At 68.1% G+C, this 19,949-nt stretch carries 18 protein-coding genes; 11 read left to right on the top strand and 7 right to left on the bottom strand.

Features of this window, described 5'->3' with window-relative positions:
• Nucleotides 1-9: 9 nt before the first annotated feature.
• Nucleotides 10-480, top strand: a complete 471-nt coding sequence (locus ACOCEP_RS04565; RefSeq protein WP_126735731.1) for a hotdog fold domain-containing protein — start codon at nucleotides 10-12, stop codon at nucleotides 478-480.
• A 220-nt stretch (nucleotides 481-700) separates the two neighbouring features.
• Here ACOCEP_RS04565 and ACOCEP_RS04560 read toward each other — a convergent pair whose 3' ends face one another.
• Nucleotides 701-1,372, bottom strand: a complete 672-nt coding sequence (locus ACOCEP_RS04560) for a hypothetical protein (protein ID WP_482335925.1) — start codon at nucleotides 1,370-1,372, stop codon at nucleotides 701-703.
• 167 nt (nucleotides 1,373-1,539) lie between these two features.
• Between ACOCEP_RS04560 and ACOCEP_RS04555 the strand changes: the two genes are divergently transcribed.
• Nucleotides 1,540-3,141: a GMC oxidoreductase gene (locus ACOCEP_RS04555; protein ID WP_482335924.1), complete on the top strand. Its 1,602-nt coding sequence runs from the start codon at nucleotides 1,540-1,542 to the stop codon at nucleotides 3,139-3,141.
• 1 nt (nucleotide 3,142) lies between these two features.
• Here ACOCEP_RS04555 and ACOCEP_RS04550 read toward each other — a convergent pair whose 3' ends face one another.
• Complete coding sequence (locus tag ACOCEP_RS04550) at nucleotides 3,143-3,748, bottom strand: dTDP-4-dehydrorhamnose 3,5-epimerase family protein (protein ID WP_482335923.1); 606 nt, start codon at nucleotides 3,746-3,748, stop codon at nucleotides 3,143-3,145.
• Nucleotides 3,749-4,127: 379 nt separating this feature from the next.
• Between ACOCEP_RS04550 and ACOCEP_RS04545 the strand changes: the two genes are divergently transcribed.
• Nucleotides 4,128-5,303 (top strand): NAD(P)-dependent malic enzyme, encoded by a 1,176-nt coding sequence (locus ACOCEP_RS04545; protein WP_482335922.1) that lies wholly within the window; start codon nucleotides 4,128-4,130, stop codon nucleotides 5,301-5,303.
• 96 nt (nucleotides 5,304-5,399) lie between these two features.
• On the opposite strand, the gene ACOCEP_RS04540 is transcribed toward ACOCEP_RS04545, so the two are convergent.
• Nucleotides 5,400-6,803 carry a bis-aminopropyl spermidine synthase family protein gene (locus ACOCEP_RS04540; RefSeq protein WP_482335920.1) on the bottom strand — a complete coding sequence of 468 codons (1,404 nt, stop codon included), beginning with the start codon at nucleotides 6,801-6,803 and terminating at the stop codon, nucleotides 5,400-5,402.
• A 91-nt stretch (nucleotides 6,804-6,894) separates the two neighbouring features.
• Here ACOCEP_RS04540 and ACOCEP_RS04535 point away from each other — a divergent pair, with 91 nt between their 5' ends.
• The 4 genes from ACOCEP_RS04535 to ACOCEP_RS04520 are packed head-to-tail and all read left to right on the top strand — an operon-like array spanning nucleotide 6,895 to nucleotide 10,248.
• On the top strand, nucleotides 6,895-7,983 hold the full coding sequence (locus ACOCEP_RS04535; protein ID WP_482335919.1) for an ABC transporter ATP-binding protein: 1,089 nt from the start codon (nucleotides 6,895-6,897) through the stop codon (nucleotides 7,981-7,983).
• Nucleotides 7,983-8,666, top strand: a complete 684-nt coding sequence (locus ACOCEP_RS04530; protein WP_482335918.1) for an ABC transporter permease — start codon at nucleotides 7,983-7,985, stop codon at nucleotides 8,664-8,666. Before ACOCEP_RS04535 ends, ACOCEP_RS04530 begins: the two co-directional genes overlap by 1 nt.
• Entirely contained in the window at nucleotides 8,663-9,352 is a 690-nt protein-coding gene (locus ACOCEP_RS04525; protein WP_482335917.1) for an ABC transporter permease, read from the top strand. The genes ACOCEP_RS04530 and ACOCEP_RS04525 overlap by 4 nt, the downstream gene beginning before the upstream one ends.
• A complete protein-coding gene (locus tag ACOCEP_RS04520) occupies nucleotides 9,349-10,248 on the top strand; it encodes an ABC transporter substrate-binding protein (RefSeq protein WP_482335916.1) in 900 nt (299 codons plus the stop codon). The genes ACOCEP_RS04525 and ACOCEP_RS04520 overlap by 4 nt, the downstream gene beginning before the upstream one ends.
• A 76-nt stretch (nucleotides 10,249-10,324) precedes the next feature.
• On the opposite strand, the gene ACOCEP_RS04515 is transcribed toward ACOCEP_RS04520, so the two are convergent.
• The gene (locus ACOCEP_RS04515) at nucleotides 10,325-10,840 is read right to left on the bottom strand and encodes a GNAT family N-acetyltransferase (protein WP_482335915.1); all 516 of its coding nucleotides are present in this window, start codon (nucleotides 10,838-10,840) and stop codon (nucleotides 10,325-10,327) included.
• Between the two features lie 393 nt (nucleotides 10,841-11,233).
• On the opposite strand from ACOCEP_RS04515, the gene ACOCEP_RS04510 reads away from it, so the two are divergent.
• Entirely contained in the window at nucleotides 11,234-12,799 is a 1,566-nt protein-coding gene (locus tag ACOCEP_RS04510; protein WP_482335914.1) for a S8 family peptidase, read from the top strand.
• A gap of 132 nt (nucleotides 12,800-12,931) precedes the next feature.
• On the top strand, nucleotides 12,932-13,648 hold the full coding sequence (locus tag ACOCEP_RS04505) for a hypothetical protein (protein WP_482335913.1): 717 nt from the start codon (nucleotides 12,932-12,934) through the stop codon (nucleotides 13,646-13,648).
• Here the strand turns inward: ACOCEP_RS04505 and ACOCEP_RS04500 are convergent.
• Both ACOCEP_RS04500 and ACOCEP_RS04495 read right to left on the bottom strand, forming a co-directional pair.
• Nucleotides 13,645-14,433, bottom strand: a complete 789-nt coding sequence (locus tag ACOCEP_RS04500; RefSeq protein WP_482335912.1) for an SMP-30/gluconolactonase/LRE family protein — start codon at nucleotides 14,431-14,433, stop codon at nucleotides 13,645-13,647. The two genes, ACOCEP_RS04505 and ACOCEP_RS04500, sit on opposite strands and share 4 nt — an antisense overlap.
• A 154-nt stretch (nucleotides 14,434-14,587) precedes the next feature.
• Nucleotides 14,588-18,304, bottom strand: a complete 3,717-nt coding sequence (locus ACOCEP_RS04495; protein WP_482335911.1) for a multifunctional oxoglutarate decarboxylase/oxoglutarate dehydrogenase thiamine pyrophosphate-binding subunit/dihydrolipoyllysine-residue succinyltransferase subunit — start codon at nucleotides 18,302-18,304, stop codon at nucleotides 14,588-14,590.
• 361 nt (nucleotides 18,305-18,665) lie between these two features.
• On the opposite strand from ACOCEP_RS04495, the gene ACOCEP_RS04490 reads away from it, so the two are divergent.
• A complete protein-coding gene (locus tag ACOCEP_RS04490; RefSeq protein ID WP_482335910.1) occupies nucleotides 18,666-18,932 on the top strand; it encodes a hypothetical protein in 267 nt (88 codons plus the stop codon).
• On the opposite strand, the gene ACOCEP_RS04485 is transcribed toward ACOCEP_RS04490, so the two are convergent.
• Entirely contained in the window at nucleotides 18,929-19,498 is a 570-nt protein-coding gene (locus tag ACOCEP_RS04485; protein WP_482335909.1) for a DUF4291 domain-containing protein, read from the bottom strand. The genes ACOCEP_RS04490 and ACOCEP_RS04485 overlap by 4 nt on opposite strands.
• A 74-nt stretch (nucleotides 19,499-19,572) precedes the next feature.
• On the opposite strand from ACOCEP_RS04485, the gene ACOCEP_RS04480 reads away from it, so the two are divergent.
• A complete protein-coding gene (locus ACOCEP_RS04480) occupies nucleotides 19,573-19,884 on the top strand; it encodes a hypothetical protein (RefSeq protein WP_482335908.1) in 312 nt (103 codons plus the stop codon).
• Nucleotides 19,885-19,949: the final 65 nt, after the last annotated feature.

The raw sequence follows: 19,949 nt of genomic DNA, 5'->3' as shown, positions 1-19,949 counted from the left end.
GAGACCGTGATGGCGCAGAATCCGACCTACGCGATGTGGAACCGGCTGGCGGGCAAGCCGGTCGGCAAACAGCTGTTCTCGGCGGCGATGTGCCTGCGTGTGCCGTACTTCCGGACGGTGCTCCCGTCGGTGCGCGAACTGCGTCCCGGCCGGTGCGAGGTGACGTCCCCGAAATGGTGGGGTGTTTACAACCACATCAAGACTTTTCACGCGATCGCGGCATGCAACCTCGCCGAGATCGCCATGGGCATGCTCGCCGAGGCGACCGTCCCGGCGACGCATCGCTGGCTGCCCAAGGGGATGACGGTCGAGTACGTGGCCAAGGCCGAGACGAGCCTGCGCGCCGTCGCGGAACTGCCGGAGCTGCCGGAATTCGGCGACGAGGGCTTCGAGCTCCCCGTGCCGGTGACGATCACGGACACGAACGGGAAACCCGTCGTGACCGCGACCATCACGATCTGGGTGACCAAGAAGAAGTAAGGCGCCTTCGCGCCCGGCCCCCTCGAATGCCCGTCGCGTGACCAGACGGCCGGTACCCGTGTCGTCCATCCAGACACGCGTGTCGTCCGTCTGATCACGCGTGACGTCCGTTCGCGCACCGGCGGTGGGCACCCAGGGCGCGTTCCTTTCGCGCGTTTAGTCCTCTAGTTGCGGTCCTTGCGTGTGCAACTACCGCAACTAGAGGACGAAACGCGGGTGGTCAGAGGGGTTTGAACCGCACGTAGGTCACCTGGGTGAAGGTGTTCCGGCCGCTTGTGGACGGCAGGCCGAGCATTTCGTCGGCTACTCGCGCCAGCCGGCCGCAGCCGGTCGTGCGCGGCAGGGCGAGCCCGGTGTCCACGACGCCGAACTTCACCGTCGTGGGGTTCTGCGAGATCACCTCGAACGGCACCGCGGGATCGTCCTTGACCACCGAACGCAGCGGCGCGTCGAGGGTGCCGATCGCGCATTCCCCGGGGAGCAGGGGATGCCGCAGGACGGCGTAGAGATCCAGTTCGCCGCGCCGCTCGTCGTTCGACTGGAAGTCCGAATAGCCGCCGTACTTCAGCTGCAGGCTCGCGCCGAAAGTGCCGCGGATCCGGGCGGGAGCGTGCCGTAGTTCGCCGAACACCTGCGCGTACTTGCCGTCCACCTTGCCTTCGGAGAACGTCAAGCGCATCTCCCCGAGCGGGATCGCGCGGTCGCCGATGGTCAGGACTCCTTGGGAGACAAAGGCTTCGCAGCGCCAAGTGCCCGGGTCGGCGTCGACGGGCGGAGCGGGGCAGGCGGAGAAGTCGAAGTCGGGCAACCCCGCTGCGGAAGCGTGGCCGGGGAAGGCGAAGAGGGCTGCCGCGGACAGTGCGGCCGCGGTCGCGGCGAGAAGACGTCTCATGACTCGAAAGAGTGGTCTGTGCCGGTTTGAGCCACATCGGGGAAGTCACCCAAGGGGCCCCTGAATCACCACGTTCGAGTGAAAATAAACGGTGTTTACCCAGTTGACGCGAATCTGCTTCGGATTCGCTCTTGAAGGCTTCTCGAACAGCGGGCGATCATCGGCCCATGTCCCCACTGTCGCGTCGCGGGTTCCTCGGGTTCACCGCGCTAAACTCGGCCGCAGCCCTCGGTCTCACCACGATTTCCACCGCACAGGCGGAGAAATCGGCCTTCTCGACGGCAGTGGTCGTCGGCACCGGGTACGGCGCGGCGGTGACCGCGCTCCGGCTCGGGGAAGCCGGGATTCCGACGGTCATGCTCGAAATGGGCAGACTGTGGGCCGATCCCGGGCCGGACGGCAAGGTCTTCTGCGACATGCTCCGGCCGGACCGGCGAGCGGCGTGGTTCAAGAACCGCACGCAGGCCCCGCTCGCGTCGTTTCTCTGGATGGACCTGGCGAACCGGGACATCGCGCGGTATCCCGGCGTGCTCGACAGGGTCGACCACGGCGACATGTCCGTCTACGTGGGACGCGGGGTCGGCGGCGGTTCGCTGGTCAACGGCGCGATGGCCGTCACGCCGAAGCGGTCGTACTTCGAGGAGATCCTGCCCGGCGTCGACGCGGACGAGATGTACGGCAAGTACTTTCCCCTGGCCAACCGGTCCCTCGGCGTCAACCACATCGACCCGCGCTGGTTCGAAACGTGCCGTTCCTACCGCTACGCGAGGGTTTCCCGGAAGGCCGCGACGCGGGCCGGGCTCACGACGGTGTTCGTGCCCAGCGTCTACGACTTCGACTACATGAAGCGGGAAGAAGCCGGCACGGTGCCGAGGTCGGCCCTGGCGTCCGAGGTCATCTACGGCAACAACCACGGCAAACGATCGCTCGACAAGACCTACCTCGCGGCCGCGCTGGGCACCGGGAACGTGACCATCAAGACGCTGCACCAGGTCCGCGGGATCAGCCGGCAGACCGACGGCACGTATGTCCTCACCGTGCACGAGACCGCCGAAGACGGCGCGGTCGTCGCGAGGAAACAACTCGGTGCGAAGTACCTGTTCCTCGGCGCCGGCAGCCTCGGTTCGACGGAACTGCTCGTGCGGGCAAGGGAAACCGGGACGCTGCCCGGATTGACCGACGAGGTCGGCCGCGGCTGGGGCACCAACGGCAACGTGATGCTGGGCCGCGCGAACCACGCCTGGGATCTCGGCGGATCACTGCAGTCGGGGATGCCCGCGCTCGGCATCGACGCGTGGGACGACCCGGCGAACCCGGTCTTCGCCGAGGTCGCGCCGGTGCCCGCCGGGGTCGAGACGTGGCTGAGCCTCTACCTGGCGATCACGAAGAACCCCGAACGCGGCCACTTCACCTACGACGCCGCCACCGACTCCGTGCGGCTGCGCTGGACCGCCGCACAGGGCAAGCCGTCGATCGACGCGGCGAAGGCGTTGTTCGACAAGGTCAACCGGGCGAACCGCACGATCTACCGCAGTGACCTGTTCGGGGATACGCGGTCGTTCGAGAACCGGTTCACCTATCACCCGCTGGGCGGATTGGTGCTGGGTGAGGCCACCGACCTGTACGGCCGGGTGAAGGGCTACCGGAACCTCTACGTCACCGACGGGTCGCTGATCCCGGGCAGCACCGGCGTGAATCCCTTCGTGACGATCACCGCGCTGGCGGAACGGAACGTGGAACGGGTGCTGCGCGAGGACGTGACGCGCTGACTCAGCCCGCGGCCCGCACCTTTTCGTAGTGGGCCACGCAGGCGTCGTACCGGGGCAGCAGCCCCTGCTCCAGAGCTTCTTTCAGATGGGGCGCCGTGGTGTCCTTTTCGGACACCACGGGTTCGATGTCCTGCGGCCAGGGCAGCGCGAGGTCGGCGTCCATCGGGTGGACGCCATGTTCGCCCGACGGGTTGTACGGCTCGGAGCAGAGGTACGTCATGACGGTGTCGTCTTCGAGCGCCATGAAGGCGTGGCCGAGGCCTTCGGCGATGTAGAGCGCCTTGTACTCGGAGCTGTCGAGCACCACGGAAGTCCATTCACCGAAGGTGGGCGAACCGACCCGAAGGTCCACGATGACGTCCAGCATCGAACCGCTCGGGCAGTAGACGTACTTCGCCTGGCCGGGCGGGGTGTCCGCGAAGTGCACGCCACGGATGGCCCCGCGCCGCGAGACGCTGGTGTTGGTCTGCCCGAGGCGAAGCCGGTGCCCGACCGCTTCGATGAACGCTTCTTCCTGGTAGGGCGCCACGAACAGGCCGCGGTGATCGGGGAAAACCCGCGGGGTGAATTCGAAACAGTGGGAGATGCTGAGGCGCCTGGCTTGCATGGCCTCAATGCTAACGAGCCCTTCCCAAACCGGATGGACGTCTTGCGAAACATCTCCTGACCTGGGAAAAGCCGGGCCCGCCTGTGACATGAACCGCACCAGAGGGGCGCACTGGTCCGCACGCCTGTCACAATGATCCGACCGCTGCGTCCGCGGCCGTCGCCACACCCACGGCATCGATGGCCGATTGGACGCTTCGCCGACAGGCCGGCGCTACCGCGCTGGGCTGCCGTGTCGGAGGACGAGTTACCCCAGGTGGCCGGGCCACGCCCAGTTTGGCCTGCTCACCGGCCAGTTCCCCCGCTCGCAGTCCCAGGAGAAGAATCCCATGACCATCGCTCGAATCGAGACTTCGCCGTCCTTAGACACGGCGGAAGCAATGACGGGAACCACGATGACCACGCCAGTGACGGACACCGAGATCTTCGAGGGCCACGAGGGCGGCAAGCTCTCCGTGGCCGCGACGCGCCCGATCTCCTCGCCCCGTGACCTTTCGGTCGCGTACACGCCTGGCGTGGCGAAGGTGAGCCGTGCGATCGCCGAGGACGCGGCCAAGGCGAAGCGGTACACGTGGGCGGACAGGCTGGTCGTGGTGGTCAGTGACGGTACGGCGGTGCTCGGCCTCGGTGACATCGGCGCGAGCGCATCGCTGCCGGTCATGGAGGGCAAGTCGGTCCTGTTCAAGACCTTCGGCGGGCTCGACTCGATCCCGCTGGTGCTCGACACCACCGACGTCGACGAGATCATCGAAACCCTGGTCCGGCTGCGCCCGTCGTTCGGCGCGGTGAACCTGGAGGACATCTCGGCGCCGCGCTGCTTCGAGCTGGAGGACCGCCTCAAGGAGGCCCTCGACTGCCCGGTCATGCACGACGACCAGCACGGTACGGCGATCGTCACGCTGGCGGCGCTGCGCGGGGCGAACCAGGTCCTCGGCAAGGACATCTCCGGCCAGCGCGTGGTCGTCTCGGGAGCGGGCGCGGCGGGGGTGGCCTGCGCCAGGATCCTGCAGAACGCCGGCGTCGCGGACGTCACCGTGCTCGACTCGCGCGGCATCATCCACGAAGGCCGCGAAGGCCTGAACCCGATCAAGCGGAAGCTCGCCGAGACCACGAACACGGCCGGTCTGCGCGGCGGCCTCGGCGAGGCGCTGCGGGGTGCCGACGTCTTCCTCGGCCTGTCCGGGGCGACCATCGACGAGACGCTGCTGGCCGGGATGGCCGACGACGCGATCGTGTTCGCGCTGTCCAACCCCGACCCGGAGGTCCACCCGGTCGCGGCGTCGCGGTACGCCAAGATCGTGGCGACCGGGCGCAGCGACTTCCCGAACCAGATCAACAACGTGCTGGCGTTCCCCGGCGTCTTCCGCGGCGCGCTGGACTCCGGCGCGCGGGCGATCACGGAGAACATGAAGCTGGCGGCGGCCGACGCGATCTTCGCCGTCGCGCAGGACGACCTCGGCCCGGACCGGATCGTCCCGAGCCCGCTGGACCCGCGTGTCGCGCCCGAGGTGGCCGCCGCGGTCGCGAAGGCCGCCGAGGCCGACGGCGTGGTGTGACGGTCCCTTTCACGCTCTCTCGAGTGCTAGGAACGGTCCTTTCCTTGCGAAATTTGCAAGGAAAGGACCGTTCCTAGCATCTGGGGGTTGACACGGTCAGCCGAGCAGTTCCGCCAGCCGGTGCCGGGGCAGATCGATCAGCCGCGCGTCCGTCAGGTCCGGCGGTACGTCCAGCGAGACGTTCGCGAGCCGCGCGTGCGCCCGGGTCAGCAGTTCTTCCTGGTGCTCGACGGCGTCCGCGACGACGATGGCGTGCCGGTTGTCCGGGGTGCTCCGCAACAGCCGCAGCTTGTACTTCGCGCCGATCAGCCGGTTCAGCGCGGCCTGTGCCTCGGCGTTCGTCAGGTCGGGATGCGAGTTCGGGACCAGCAGCGCCAGCCGTCGCGCGTTGGTGCCCAGCAGGGTCCGCAGCAGCCACGGACCGGGGTCGGCCGAAAGGTCCATCGCGACCGCGTCGCCTTCGGGGCCGGAGACGGACCAGTCGACCGGACGCGACTCGAGCGCCAGCCCGCCTTCGGTGGCGATCTCGTGCAGCTTGTCCAGCAGTGAGGGCTTGGCCGAACCGGCGGATTCCACCGACTGCGGGCCGTGCGTGTAGATCGCGGCCTTCCCCTTGCCGCCGCGGTTCTTCTTCGATTTCGCGGTCGGCTGGCAGACATAGAGGTCGGCCGCGCTCCCGATCGCCTGCGCGCCGAAGTACCGGTTGAAGTCCGGCAGGATCGCCTCGAAGGTCAGCCCGAGCGTCGCGAGCGCCCGCTGCACCTGCGCGCCGAGAGCGGGATGGCGCGGGCTGTAGCCGTACGCGAGCAGCAGCCGTCCGTCCGAGGGTTCGGTGAGCGCCTGCACCCCGCGCGCCGCGAACAGGCCCATTCCTTCGGGGGTGTAAGGCGGATCACTGAACACCAGGTCCATCCGCCCGGTCACCGAGGGCGGAAGGCCGACGCGCAGATCCGTGTGCAGGGTGCGGATGGACCGCTCGCTGAGTTCGTCGATGTAGGCGAGCACACGATCGTCGAGGTCGACGACGGTGAGATCCGCGTCGGGCCGCACCGCGCGCACGGCCAGTGAAGTGAGGTCGTGGTCGCCGAGGAACAGCAGCTTCGCCGTACCGAGGTCGTACCGCTCGTCCAGCCACAGCGCCCGGTTCAGCACCGTTTCCGGGGTCGCCTGCACGTGGTCGAGCGCGGCCAGCGGCGCGGGCACGTTCTCCACGTAGCTGGTGATGATCTTCAGCAGGTCAGGGTCGGATTTCCGGTCCCGCGCCCCGAAGCGCGCGTACTTCTCGCGCGCGGCGGGGCTCAGCCGGAAGCGGGACTCGTTCCGCTCGAGGTCGTCGCCGAGCGCGTTCAGGACGTCTTCGACGCTCCGGCGTGGCGCGGTGCTGCTCCGGACCAGTTCGCCGAGATCACGCCAATCCGTCCGGAGCAGGGAAATCACCTGATGGAGCGGTCGCACGTGGACACCGTGCGCCGCGAGGACGTCATCGACGGAAGGACTCACGGGCAGCAGCCTAGTAACCCGGTCCCTGGGACACCGTGCCAACAGGCAGGATCTGGGCTACGGTTTTTCGACCAGACATGGGGAGAGACACGTGACTATCGAGTTCCGTGGCGTGACCAAGCGGTATCCGGACGGGACGGTCGCGGTCGACGACCTGAACCTCACCGTGGAGGACGGCACGATCACCGTCTTCGTCGGGCCGTCCGGCTGCGGCAAGACCACGTCGCTGCGGATGATCAACCGGATGGTCGAGCCGACTTCGGGCTCGGTGCTGCTCGACGGCAAGGACGTCAGCGACGGCGACCCGGCGCTGCTGCGCCGCGGCATCGGCTACGTCATCCAGCACGCCGGGCTCTTTCCACACAGGACGGTCCTGGACAACGTCGCCACCGTGCCGCTGCTGTCCGGCTGGGACAAGAGCAAGGCGCGCAAGCGCGCGGCCGAGCTGCTCGAAACCGTCGGCCTCCCCGCGGAACTCGGCAAGCGGTACCCCGCCCAGCTTTCCGGTGGCCAGCAGCAGCGCGTCGGCGTCGCCAGGGCGCTCGCGGCGGATTCTCCGGTGCTGCTGATGGACGAGCCGTTCTCCGCCGTCGACCCGATCGTCCGCGAGGAACTGCAGGACGAGCTGCTGCGCCTTCAGTCGCAGCTGGGGAAGACGATCGTGTTCGTCACCCATGACATCGACGAGGCCGTGCGGCTCGGCGACAAGATCGCGGTGCTCCGCGTCGGCGGCGTGCTCGCGCAGTACGGCACCCCTTCGGACGTGCTGCGTCATCCCGTCGACGACTTCGTCGCGTCCTTCGTCGGCAAGGATCGCGGCTACCGCGGGCTCTCCTTCCTTTCGGCGGACGGGATCGTCGTCGAAGAGGTCGAGCGGGTCGAGGTCGGCAAGCCCGCCCCCGGGCCGTCCGACGGCTGGCAGGTCGCCGTCAACGCCGACGGCCAGCCGCGCGGCTGGCTGCGCCCGGGGTCCACTGTGGACGGTGAGCTGGCGGAGACCGATCTCGTCGCGGGCGGCTCCCTGTACGTCCAGGGTTCGCCGATCCGAGGCGCGCTCGACGCGGCGCTTTCGTCGCCCGCGAGCCTCGGTGTCGTGGTCGACGCCGACCTGAAGGTCCTCGGCGTGGTCAGAGCCAAGCAAGTCCTCGAAGTGATCGAAGCGCCGTCGCCGAGTTCCTGATGGGGGACTTCTTCGCGGAGCTCGGCCGCTACCTGGGCAGCGCCAACAACCGGTCGCAGTTCTTCGGCGACCTGCTCGACCACGTCTATCTCTCGCTGGTCCCGCTGGTGCTGGGCCTGCTGATCGCGGTGCTGGCCGGCTGGCTGGGGCACCGGTTCACGGCGGTGCGGTCCGCGCTGCTGGTGGTGTCGAACCTGCTGTACACGATCCCGTCACTCGCGTTGTTCGTGGTGATCCCGGGCATCATCGGTTCGAAGATCCTCGACAGCGTCAACGTCATCGTCGCGCTCACCGTCTACACCGCCGCCCTGCTCGTCCGGCCGGTGCTGGACGCGCTCGACGCCGTCCCGCCGCACGTCGTCGCCGCGGCCACGGCGATCGGTTACAAACCCGCGCGCCGTTTCCTCGCCGTCGAGCTGCCGCTTTCGGTGCCGGTGCTCGCGGCCGGCGTCCGGGTGGCCTCGGTCAGCAACATCAGCCTGGTCAGCGTCGGCGCCCTGATCGGCACGGGCGGGCTCGGCGTGCTGTTCACCGACGGCTTCCAGCGCGAGTACTTCTCGCCGATCGTCGTCGGGATCGTCGCGACCCTGCTGCTCGCGCTGATCGTCGACCTGGTGCTGGTCCAGCTGCGCAATGTCCTCACACCCTGGGACCGGGTGGCGACCACGGCGGGGGCGAAATGATCGGCGACGTGCTGAACTGGTTCGGCGACCCCGCGCACTGGCAGGGCCCCGACGGCGTTCCCGCCCGGCTGTTCGAGCATCTCGGCTACACGGCGCTGGCACTGGTCTTCGCGCTGCTCATCGCGATCCCGCTCGGGCTCTACGTCGGGCACACCGGTCGCGGCGCGGTCCTGCTGGTGAGCGGTGGCAACGCGATCCGCGCGCTGCCGACGCTGGGCCTGGTGACCTTCCTGTTCCTGCTCTTCACCGAAAGCGAGCTCTCGACGATCATCGGGCTCGTGGTGCTCGCCGTCCCGCCGATCCTCGCCGGGACGTACGCGGGCCTGCAGGCGACCGATCACGGCGTGGTCGACGCGGCACAGGGCATCGGAATGACCGGCTGGCAACGGTTGTGGAAGGTCGAGGTGCCCATCTCGCTGCCGCTGGTGCTCGGCGGCGTGCGGAACTCGGTGCTGCAGCTGGTGGCGACGGCCGCCGTTGCCGCCTACGTCGGGCTCGGCGGGCTCGGCCGGTTCCTGCTCGACGGACTGGCCATTTTGGACTATCCGCAGGTGGTCGCGGGCGCGGTGCTGACGACGTTGCTCGCCGTCGTGCTGGATCTCGCGCTGGCGGGCGTCCAGCGAATGCTGGTGCCCAAGGGAGTTCGGCTGGCGCAGGCGGCGAGCGGGAAGAAGGCGAAGGTATGAGGCGGACGGTGGCGGCGCTGATCGCCGGGATCGCCCTGCTGGTGGCGGGCTGCGGCAACCCGCTCGCGGGCGGAGCCGAGGGCGGGGCGACCGGCGACATCATCATCGGCGCGTCCGACGTCGGGGAAAGCCTTCTGCTGGCCCAGATCTACGCGGGCGCGCTGCGCAACGCGGGGGCCGAGAACGTGACGGTGCGTCCGCCGGTCGGCAGCCGCGAGGTCGTCGTCAAGGCACTGCAGGACAAATCGCTTTCGGTGGTGCCGGACTACAGCGGGAACCTGTTGCGCTACTTCGACAAGGACACGCAGGCGACCACACCGCAGGACGTCTACGCGCAGCTGAAACAGAAGGTGCCGTCCGGGTTCGAGGTCCTCGACCAGGCACCCGCGGAGGACAAGGATCTTCTGGTGGTGCGGAAGGAACTCGCCGATTCCGGGATCCGGACCTTCTCCGATCTCGGAAAGCGGTGCGGGGAATTCGTCTTCGGTGGTCCCGGTCAGTGGAGCAGCCGCTGGAAGGACAAGATCAAGGCGCTCTACGGCTGCGAGTTCGCCGAGATCCGCACGACCGACACCGGCGGCCCGGTCACGGTCGCCGCGCTGAAATCCGGCGACGTCCAGGTCGCCGATCTGTTCAGCACGTCGTCGACGATCGCCGCGAACGGGTTCGTCCCGCTGGTGGACGACAAGAACATGTTCCCCGCGCAGAACATCGTCCCTCTCGTCGCGAAGGGGACGTTGTCGCCGAAGGAGGCCGACGCGTTGAACCGGGTTTCCGCGGTGCTCACGACCGAGGAGCTGACCGAGTTGAACGTCCAGTTCAGCGAGGAGAAGCGCAACCCGCTCGACGTCGCCGAGGAGTTCCTGCGCCGGCACAACCTCCTCGCCCCCGCCTGACCCCGTGCGTTTCGTCCTCTAAATGCGGTCCTTGCGCGTGCAACTACCGCATTTAGAGGACGAAACGCGGGAGGGGTCAGAGGCGGTCGAAGGCGGGCGAGTAGCGGAACTCGCCCTGGAGGCCGGGCGTGTACGCGCGAAGGGTGCGGACCTGGAAGTGCGGCGCCCATTCCGCGACCGGCGGCGTGATCCCGTGCTGTGCGGCGAGCACGAAACCGAAGCGGGAGTAGTAGTTCGGGTCGCCCAGCAGGACCACGGCGCCGTAATCGAGCGCGTCCGCCGCGCCGAGCACGGCGTGCACGAGCGCGGAGCCGACGCCGGAAGCGTGGTACTCGGGCAGGACGCCGAGCGGGCCGAGCCCGACCGTCGACTTCTCGTCACCGCCGAGCTTCGCCGGGCTGCAACAGACGTGCCCGACGACCTTCCCGTCGCGTTCGGCCACGATGGACAGTGCGCCGATCAGATCGCCGTCGGCACGTAGTTCGTCCACGAGCTTCGCCTCGACCACCGGGACACTGAGTTTCTCGAACGCGGCCAGATGGACGGCGTGGATCGCCTCGCGGTCGGCCGGGGTTTCCTGTCGGAGCAGCATGCGCAGGAGTGTGCTCCATCCGAAGGTAGGATGGAAATCGATTTCCGCGACCGGAGGTCGCGACTTTAGTAGGCGGCCATCCGTGTGTACTTCCACGGCGGTGAAACGGCCGGGGGGACGGAAAACGACCACCGGATGTGCGGATCCCCAATTCTTCGTGGGCCGTACGGCGGTAAAACGCGACTAAAGGCGGGGGCTGAACGGTGCCCGAGCTGCGTCGACGCGACGTCCATTACTACCGGGATGTCCGTAATGCAAGGTCTTCCTTGGGGTGAATCCGCCACTTAGTCTCAGCCTGCACTCCTAAGTGGAACGCGCTTCACCTCTGAGTCACCCCAACGATCCGGCGGGCTTCTTCATGCCCGTGGGTCGACCCTGCCTGGGAGGAATATCTTGAACAATTCCCTGGGAACCTTGAAGAGACGACTGCCCGCCTTCGGTGTGGCCGCGGCCGTCGCCGTGCTGACGGCGCTGGGCGGCACGACCGTCGCGTCGGCGGCCGAGGGTTCGATCGTCAACGCGGGTAGCGACAAGGCGATCAAGGACAGCTACATCGTCGTGCTGAAGGACGGCTCGTCGGTCGAAGCCACCGCGAAGAGCGTGACCCAGCGCCACGGCGGCACGGTCGAGAAGACCTTCGCGTCCTCGGTCCGTGGTTTCTCCGGTGCGCTGACCGAAAAGCAGGCGAAGCGCGTCGCCGCCGACCCCGCCGTCGCGTACGTGGAGCAGAACCAGACCGTCTCGGTCTCGGCGGACCAGCTGAACCCGCCGTCGTGGGGCCTGGACCGGGTCGACCAGCAGAGCCTTCCGCTCAACCAGAAGTACAGCTACAGCACCACGGCGTCGAACGTCACCGCGTACGTCGTCGACACCGGCATCCTCACCACGCACCCCGACTTCGGCGGGCGCGCGACCCACGGCCGTGACACCGTCGACAACGACAACGACGCCACGGACTGCCAGGGTCACGGCACCCACGTCGCCGGCACCATCGGCGGTACCGCGCACGGTCTGGCCAAGGGCGTCAAGCTCGTCGCCGTCCGCGTGCTGAACTGCTCCGGTTCCGGGACGACCGCCGGTGTCATCGCCGGTGTCGACTGGGTGACCGCGAACGCCGTCAAGCCCGCCGTCGCGAACATGAGCCTCGGTGGCGGCGCGTCGACGACCCTCGACCAGGCCGTCCAGCGGTCGATCGCGGCAGGTATCACCTACGGTGTCGCGGCCGGTAACGACAACGGCGCCAACGCGTGCAACACCTCGCCCGCCCGCACGCCGGAAGCCATCACCGTCGGCTCGACGACGAACACGGACGCGCGGTCGAGCTTCTCCAACATCGGCACCTGCCTCGACATCTTCGCGCCGGGCAGCGGGATCACGTCGACGTGGCTGAACAACGGCACCAACACCATCAGCGGTACCTCGATGGCGACCCCGCACGTCGTGGGCGCGGCGGCCCTGTACGCCTCCGCCAACCCGTCGGCCACGCCGAAGCAGGTCCGTGACGCGCTGGTCGCCAACGGCACCAAGGACAAGGTGACCAACCCGGGCACCGGTTCGCCGAACGTGCTGCTCTACACCGGCGCCGGCGGTGGCCCCGACCCCGAGCCCACCCCCTGTGGCACGCAGACCAACAGCGGCGTCGTCGCCATCCCCGACGCCGGTGCCGCGGTGACCAGCACGATCACCGTCGCGAACTGCGCCCGCAACGCCTCGGCCACCACCAAGGTCGCGGTGAACATCACGCACACCTACGTCGGTGACCTCGTCATCGACCTGGTCGCGCCGGACGGCAGCTCGTACCGCCTGAAGAACTCGAGCAACGACTCGTCCGACAACATCAACACCACCTACACCGCCAACGTCTCGTCCGAGGCCGCGAACGGTGCCTGGAAGCTGAAGGTCCAGGACGTCTACCGGATCGACACCGGCTCGCTCAACAGCTGGTCGCTGACCGTCTGATCCACACCTGGAGTACGTGAAGGCCCCCTTCCTCCTGCTGGGAAGGGGGCCTTCCCGTCTCCGGGCGGTGATTCGGCGCCCAGTTGCGGGGTTCGTCCACTAAGGACCTTCGCGAGGCTTTACCCTCTCCGCATGCAGCCCGGACCGCCCTATCAGCAGGGACCTCAGCAGCCGTATCCGCCGCAGGGATATCCGGGCTATCCGCCGCCCGGCTACGGGCCGCCGCCCAAGAAGTCGAACACCGGGCTCATCGTCGGCCTCGTCATCGGCGCGGTGGTGCTGCTCGGCGGGGGCGGGGTCGCCGCCTTCCTGTTGCTGTCCGACTCCGGTTCGTCGCCGACCGCGGCGCCGACGTCGTCCAAGAAGACCGGTCCGCCGGACAAGTACACCTCCATGCCCGCCTGCGAGCGGATCGGGACCAAGATCCGGAACCTGCCGCCGCTCGAAACGCCGAAGGGCGAAGAGCCGGCGAGCACGTCGAACGACGACATCACCTACACCCGTTCGTCCTGCAGCTGGCGTGAACCGAACGCGCCGTCCGCGACCGTCTCGATGTACCTGTCGAAGTCGAAGGAGCCGGGTTCGGGGGCCGGGGAAGACTGGGCCAAGGCCGGGGTCGAGAACGCCGTGACCGACGGCGGCGTCCTCATCCCCAGCATGGCGAAGTCCACGAAAGCCGTGCACACCAAGCTCGATTCGTCGAGCCAGTGCCAGATCAAGTTCTACCAGGGCAACGTCGAGGGCGAGATCATCGTGACCGGCCCCGACCCGTCCGGCACGGTCAACCAGACGGTGTGCAAGGAGAACGCCTTGAAGCTGGCCAAGGCGACCTCCGAGGCGATCGGCTAGCCGATTCCGGTGACCTGGACCTGCCCGGTCGGCCCGTCGCCGAACGGGTTCTCCCAGCCGTGCCACTCGGCGGCGAGGACGTAGAGCGAACGCCCGTCCTCGCCGCCGAGCGTGCAGGAGAAGCAGCCCCGGTCGGATTCGACCTTCTGAAGCACTTCGCCTCCTTCGCGGACGCGGACGCAGTGCTTGGCCGCCACGTCCGCGTACCAGACCGCCCCCTCGGCGTCGAGGCAGAGACCGTCCGGGTGGTCGCCGCCGAGGTCCGCCCACACGCGCCTGCCGGACAGCGAGCCGTCCTCGGCGATGTCGAACGCGGTGAGCCTGCTGCCGTACGACTCGGCGACGATCAGGGTCCTGTCGTCGGGCGTGACGGCCATGCCGTTGCCGAACAGGATGCCGTCGGCCACCTGGCGGACCTCGCCGTCCGGGGTGACGACGGCGATGACGCCGGGCGCCTGGAAGTCGTTCATTCCGTTGACGTAGGCGTTGCCGCGGCCGTCGACCACGACTTCGTTCCACAGGGAGGCGACCGGGCTCAGGTCCGCGTAGGTGCTCAGGTCGGCGTTGAGCAGGCGGGCGTTCGGGCCGTCGACGATGAGCAGGCGGCCGTCGGGGAGCCAGTCGAAGGTGATCGGCATCGCGGTCGGCACGTTCGCGATGACCTCGGTCTCGCCGCCCGGAGTGACGGCGAGGATCTCGCCGCCGCCCCAGTTCGCCAGCCAGACGCGGCCGTCGTGCCAGCGGGCGGATTCGGGGAGCTTGAGGCCGTCGAGCAGGGTGTTCATGGTGTCTCCTTCGGTCGTTTGCCCACTACACGAACGGGACTCACCGTTTTCGACACCGCGGGGCTGAAAGACGCTTTCCCCGCATCAGATGCGACGAAAGGGCCCTTCACCGCGTTGGATGCGGTGAAGGGCCCTTTCGGCTCACGTTAGGCGATCAGTCGAAGGCCCGCGCGATCAGCGCCTTCTGCTCGACCTCGTGCACCTTGGACGAACCGGCCGACGGCGCCGCCATCGGACGACGCGACACGACGTCCAGGCTGGAGAACACCTCCGGGAGCTTCCGCGGCAGGTTCAGGCCGAAGAACGGCCACGCGCCCTGGTTCTCCGGCTCCTCCTGGACCCAGACCGCGGGAGCGCCGTTGTAGCGCTCGAGCGCCGCCAGCAGCTTCTTCTTCGGCAGCGGGTAGTACTGCTCGACGCGCACGATCGCGACGTCGTTCGCCTCGCGCTTCGTGCGCTCGGCCACCAGCTCCCAGTACAGCTTGCCCGAGGTCAGCAGGACCTTGCGCACCTTCGACGGGTCGACCACGGCGTCGTCGATGACCGACATGAACTTCGTCTGGCCGGTGAAGTCCTCGACCTGCGAAGTCGCGGCCTTGTTGCGCAGCATCGACTTGGGAGTGAAGACCACCAGCGGCCGGTTGACCCCGTCGAGGGCGTGGCGGCGGAGCAGGTGGAAGTAGTTCGCCGGGGTCGACGGCACCGCGACGGTCATCGAGCCTTCGGCGCACAGCGAGAGGAAACGCTCGATGCGGCCGGAGGTGTGGTCCGGGCCCTGGCCCTCGTGGCCGTGCGGGAGCAGCAGCACGACGTCGGAGAGCTGGCCCCACTTGGCCTCGCCGGAGGAGATGTACTCGTCGATGACGGTCTGCGCGCCGTTGACGAAGTCACCGAACTGCGCTTCCCACATGACCAGCGCTTCGGAGTTGGCCACGGAGTAGCCGTATTCGAAGCCGACGGCCGCGTACTCGGACAGCGCCGAGTCGTAGATCATCACGCGGCCCTGGTTCTCGGCGAGGCTGGCCAGCGGCGAGTATTCCTGGCCGGTCTTGCGGTCGATCATCACCGAGTGGCGCTGGGTGAAGGTGCCGCGGCGGGAGTCCTGGCCGGACAGCCGCACGAGGCGGCCTTCCATGGCCAGCGAACCGAAGGCGAGCAGTTCACCGAACGCCCAGTCGATGCCGCCCTCGCGGGACATCTTGTGGCGGCGTTCCATGACCGGCTTGACCCGCGGGTGCGGGGTGAAGCCCTCGGGCACGTTGAGGAACGCGTCGCCGATGTGCTCGATGACCTCGGTGGTGGTCGCGGTGGGCACCTTGGCCGGGACCTGCTGCTCCTCCTCGACCGAGGGGCTGGCCTTGGCCGGGTGCTTCTCCAGCTCGCGGACCTCGTTGAACACGTGCTCCAGCTGGCTGGAGAAGTCGCGCAACGCGGCCTCGGCCTCTTCGACGGAGATGTCGCCGCGGCCGATCAGCGATTCGGTGTAGGTCTTCCGGACCGAACGCTTCGTGTCGATGATGTCGTACATCGCCGGCTGCGTCATCGAGGGGTCGTCGCCCTCGTTGTGGCCGCGGCGGCGGTAGCAGATCAGGTCGATCACGACGTCCTTGTGGAACGCCTGGCGGTAGTCGACGGCCAGCTTGGCCACCCAGTGCGCGGCCTCGGGGTCGTCACCGTTCACGTGGAAGATCGGGGAGCCGATCATCTTCGCGACGTCGGTGGCGTACTGGCTCGACCGCGAGTGCTCGGGCGCGGTGGTGAAGCCGACCTGGTTGTTGACGATGACGTGCACGGTGCCGCCGGTGCGGTAGCCGCGCAGCAGCGCCAGGTTCAGGGTCTCGGCCACGACACCCTGGCCCGCGAAGGCCGCGTCGCCGTGCATCAGGACGGGGAGGACGGTGAAGCCTTCTCCACCCTTGTCGAGAATGTCCTGCTTCGCGCGGACGATGCCTTCGAGGACCGGGTCGACGGTCTCCAGGTGCGACGGGTTCGCGGTCAGCGACACCTTGGTCTCGCCGTCGCCGAACATGCGGAAGTACTTGCCCTCGGCGCCGAGGTGGTACTTCACGTCACCGGAACCGTGCGCCTGGCCCGGGTCGAGGTTGCCCTCGAACTCCTGGAAGATCTGCGCGATCGGCTTGCCGACGATGTTGGCCAGCACGTTCAGGCGGCCGCGGTGCGGCATGCCGATGACGACCTCGTCGAGCTCGTGCTCGGCGGCCTTGTCGAGGATGGTGTCGAGCAGCGGGATCGCCGTCTCGCCGCCTTCGAGGGAGAACCGCTTCTGGCCGACGTACTTGGTCTGCAGGAAGGTCTCGAACGCCTCGGCGGCGTTGAGCTTCGAGAGCACGTACTTCTGGACCGCGGGGTCCGGCTTCTCGTGCGGGATCTCGACGCGGTCCTGGATCCAGCGGCGCTCTTCGGGGTCGAGGATGTGCGTGTACTCGATGCCGACGGTGCGGCAGTAGGAGTTGCGCAGCACGCCGAGGATGTCGCGCAGCTTCATCCGCTCCTGGCCGGCGAAGCCGCCGACCGGGAACTCGCGGTCCAGGTCCCACAGGGTCAGGCCGTGGGAGAGGACGTCGAGGTCGGCGTGGCTGCGCTGCCGGTAGTTCAGCGGGTCGGTGTCGGCCATCAGGTGACCGCGCATACGGAAGGCGTCGATCAGCTCGATGACGCGCGCGGTCTTGTCGACCGGGCCGTCCGGGATGTCGGCGACCCAGCGGATCGGTTCGTACGGCAGGCGCAGGCTGGTGAAGACGTCGTCGTAGAAGCCGTCCTCGCCGAGCAGCAGCTCGTGGATGCGCTTGAGGAACTCGCCCGACTCCGCGCCCTGGATGATGCGGTGGTCATACGTCGAGGTCAGCGTCATGATCTTCGAGACGCCGAGGTCGACCAGGGCCTTCTCGCTGGTGCCCTCGAAGTGCGCCGGGTACTGCATGGCGCCGACGCCGATGATCGCGCCCTGGCCCGCCTGCAGGCGCGGCACCGAGTGGTTGGTGCCGATGCCGCCGGGGTTGGTCAGCGAGATCGTGGTGCCGGCGAAGTCGTCGGCGGTCAGCTTGCCGTTGCGGGCCTTCTTGACGATCTCCTCGTAGGCCTGCCAGAACTGCATGAAGGTCATGTTCTCGGTGGCCTTGATGGAGGCCACGACGAGCGTGCGGGCGCCTTCCTTGCCCTTCATGTCGATCGCGAGACCGAAGTTCACGTGCTCCGGCGTGACCGCGAACGGCTTCCCGTCGATCAGCTGGTAGTGCCGGTTCATGTTCGGGAAGTTCTTCAGCGCCCGGACCATCGCGTACCCGATGAGGTGCGTGAAGGAGATCTTCCCGCCGCGCGTGCGCTTGAGGTGGTTGTTGATGACGATGCGGTTGTCGGCCATCAGCTTCGCCGGGACGGCGCGCACACTCGTGGCCGTCGGCACGGACAGCGAGGCGTCCATGTTCTTCGCGATCGCCGCCGCGGCGCCGCGGAGCTGCTTCGACTCCGGCTCGGCGTCCTTCTCGGCGGGCTTGGCGGGGGCCTTCTCGGCCGGCTTGGGCGCGGCCTTGGGCGCCGCCTTCGCCTCGGTCTTCGGGGCCGTCTTCGGCGCAGCCTTGGCCGGGGCGGTCTGCTTCGCGGCGGACTCGGCGTTGCGGACCGTCTGCGGCGTCGGCTTGGCGGCCTGGCCGTTGGCGTCCGCGCTGCCCTCCGAAGAGGTCTGACGTGCGTCGTCAGCCTTCGCCTGCGCGTCCTGCGTTGGCTTGAAGTCCGCGAAGAAGTCGTGCCAGGCGGCATCGACTGAGCTGGGGTCGGCGAGGAACTGGTCGTACATTTCCTCGACGACCCACTCGTTGGGGCCGAATTGTGACGCAGGGCTGCTGCTGGACACGGCTTGGACTCGCCTCTATCCGTCTCGAGATCTTGAACACCGCTGATGCGCCTACCAGGCTAACCCCCTCGGTCGCAGCCGTGTGATGGAACTGGCCTGTGTGAGGCGTGGCGCACTAGGTGATGGGTCACTGTCTCGATCAAGAGACCGAAATCCGGCCCGGTCCGCGTCCGGCGGGGGAGCAAGGGACCTTTGCTGTCACTTTCACCGTCCGTGCAGGTCAGGTCACTGTCCCGTCGGTAAAGGTTGGCTGGGTCGTCGTGCCCGGACAGCCTGGAGTTCACGTCGGCGGGTTTTGCTGGATGGAGGATGCGGCCGGTGTCGTGCCGGCCGCCGATCGCCCGCGAGGTGGTGGCAGCCGATGTGGCTCGACGAGTGCCCGTCGTTCTGGGACGAGGGGCGCGTGCGCCCGCTGGTCACCGAATCCGGCAAGGTCGTGCTGATGTGCGACTCGTGCTCGGCGGTCTGGCCGACCCTCGACGACTTCAAGGAGATGGAGCACGTCGAGCCCGACGAGCCGGACTGGACGGTGACGGCCGGGGTGCACGTCCGGCCGGGGACCGTCCGCTGGGCTTCGCCTCAGGACCTCGAGGTCGCCGGGATGAGCGGCCTCAAGTGGCGGGCTTAGCCGGGGTACGGACGCTCCGCGGGTAGCAGCGCTTCGGCGTCCTCGATGCGGTTCGCCGCGACCAGGGTGCCGATCTCGCGCATGACCGGGGTGACGTCGGTGACCGCCGTGATCCATTTGTCGACATAGCGATCGACAGCCTCGCCGCTCAGGCCCATCTGGAGCGAACGGTGCTTCAGCGCGCCGAGCCGGATACTGCGTTCCGGATCCCACTGGATGCGGACCGGGCTGGCCTTGACCTCGGCCTGCCACGCCTTCTGGTCGGAGTGGACGTCGGGGTCGTAGTGGCTGAGCGCCGCGTGTCCGAGCGCCCACGCGAAACCCTCGCGAGTGATGTCGAGGGCGAGCACGCGCTCTTGGCCGGGCTTCGCCGCCCAGCCGCAGCGGTACGCCATCCAGAGGAAGGACGGCTTGATCCAGGTCATGCGTTCGCGTTTGAACGGCGGCACGAACGTGCCCGCCTTCAGCGCGGCGTCGGCGATGGACGGCGAGTACGCCTGATAGACGCGGATCGTGGTTTCGGTGTACAGGGCGCGGATCTGGCGCGCCGGGATCTCTTCTTTCATTTCCTGTTCAGCGTGACAGGTGCCGTGGGCGTGCGCGACCGAAATTCCCTTGCCCGCCGGTTCATGCTGGCGTCATGGCATTGCTGCGCAAGGGATCGCGACGGATCATCGTCGATGACACCGCTTACCGGTGGATCGTCCGGCGGAAGCCCACCTACGCACAGAACGGCGGGTATTTCCTTTCGTACGGGGTGGAATTGGAGGACGCGCGGGGTGCGGTGCTGGTGGTTCAGACGGCTCACGCGCACCCGTTGAACTACATGGGGGTGCCGTCGAAGGCCGTGCTGCCTTCGGATGTCGAACGGGCGATCCGGCTCGCGCTGGCGCGTGGGTGGGAGCCGGAGGCTCCGGGGGCGCAGTTCCAGCTCGATCTCGCGGCTGGGTGAGCGGCGTTTCTGGCTGGGACCCTTACGGTCCTATCCGGTGCGGTCGTGTGGGAAAGCGGGTGTTG

The sequence above is a fragment of the Amycolatopsis sp. CA-211722 genome (assembly GCF_056828465.1).
The sequence above is the reverse complement of the archived record's forward strand: the minus strand, read 5'-3'. Positions and strand labels throughout refer to the sequence as shown.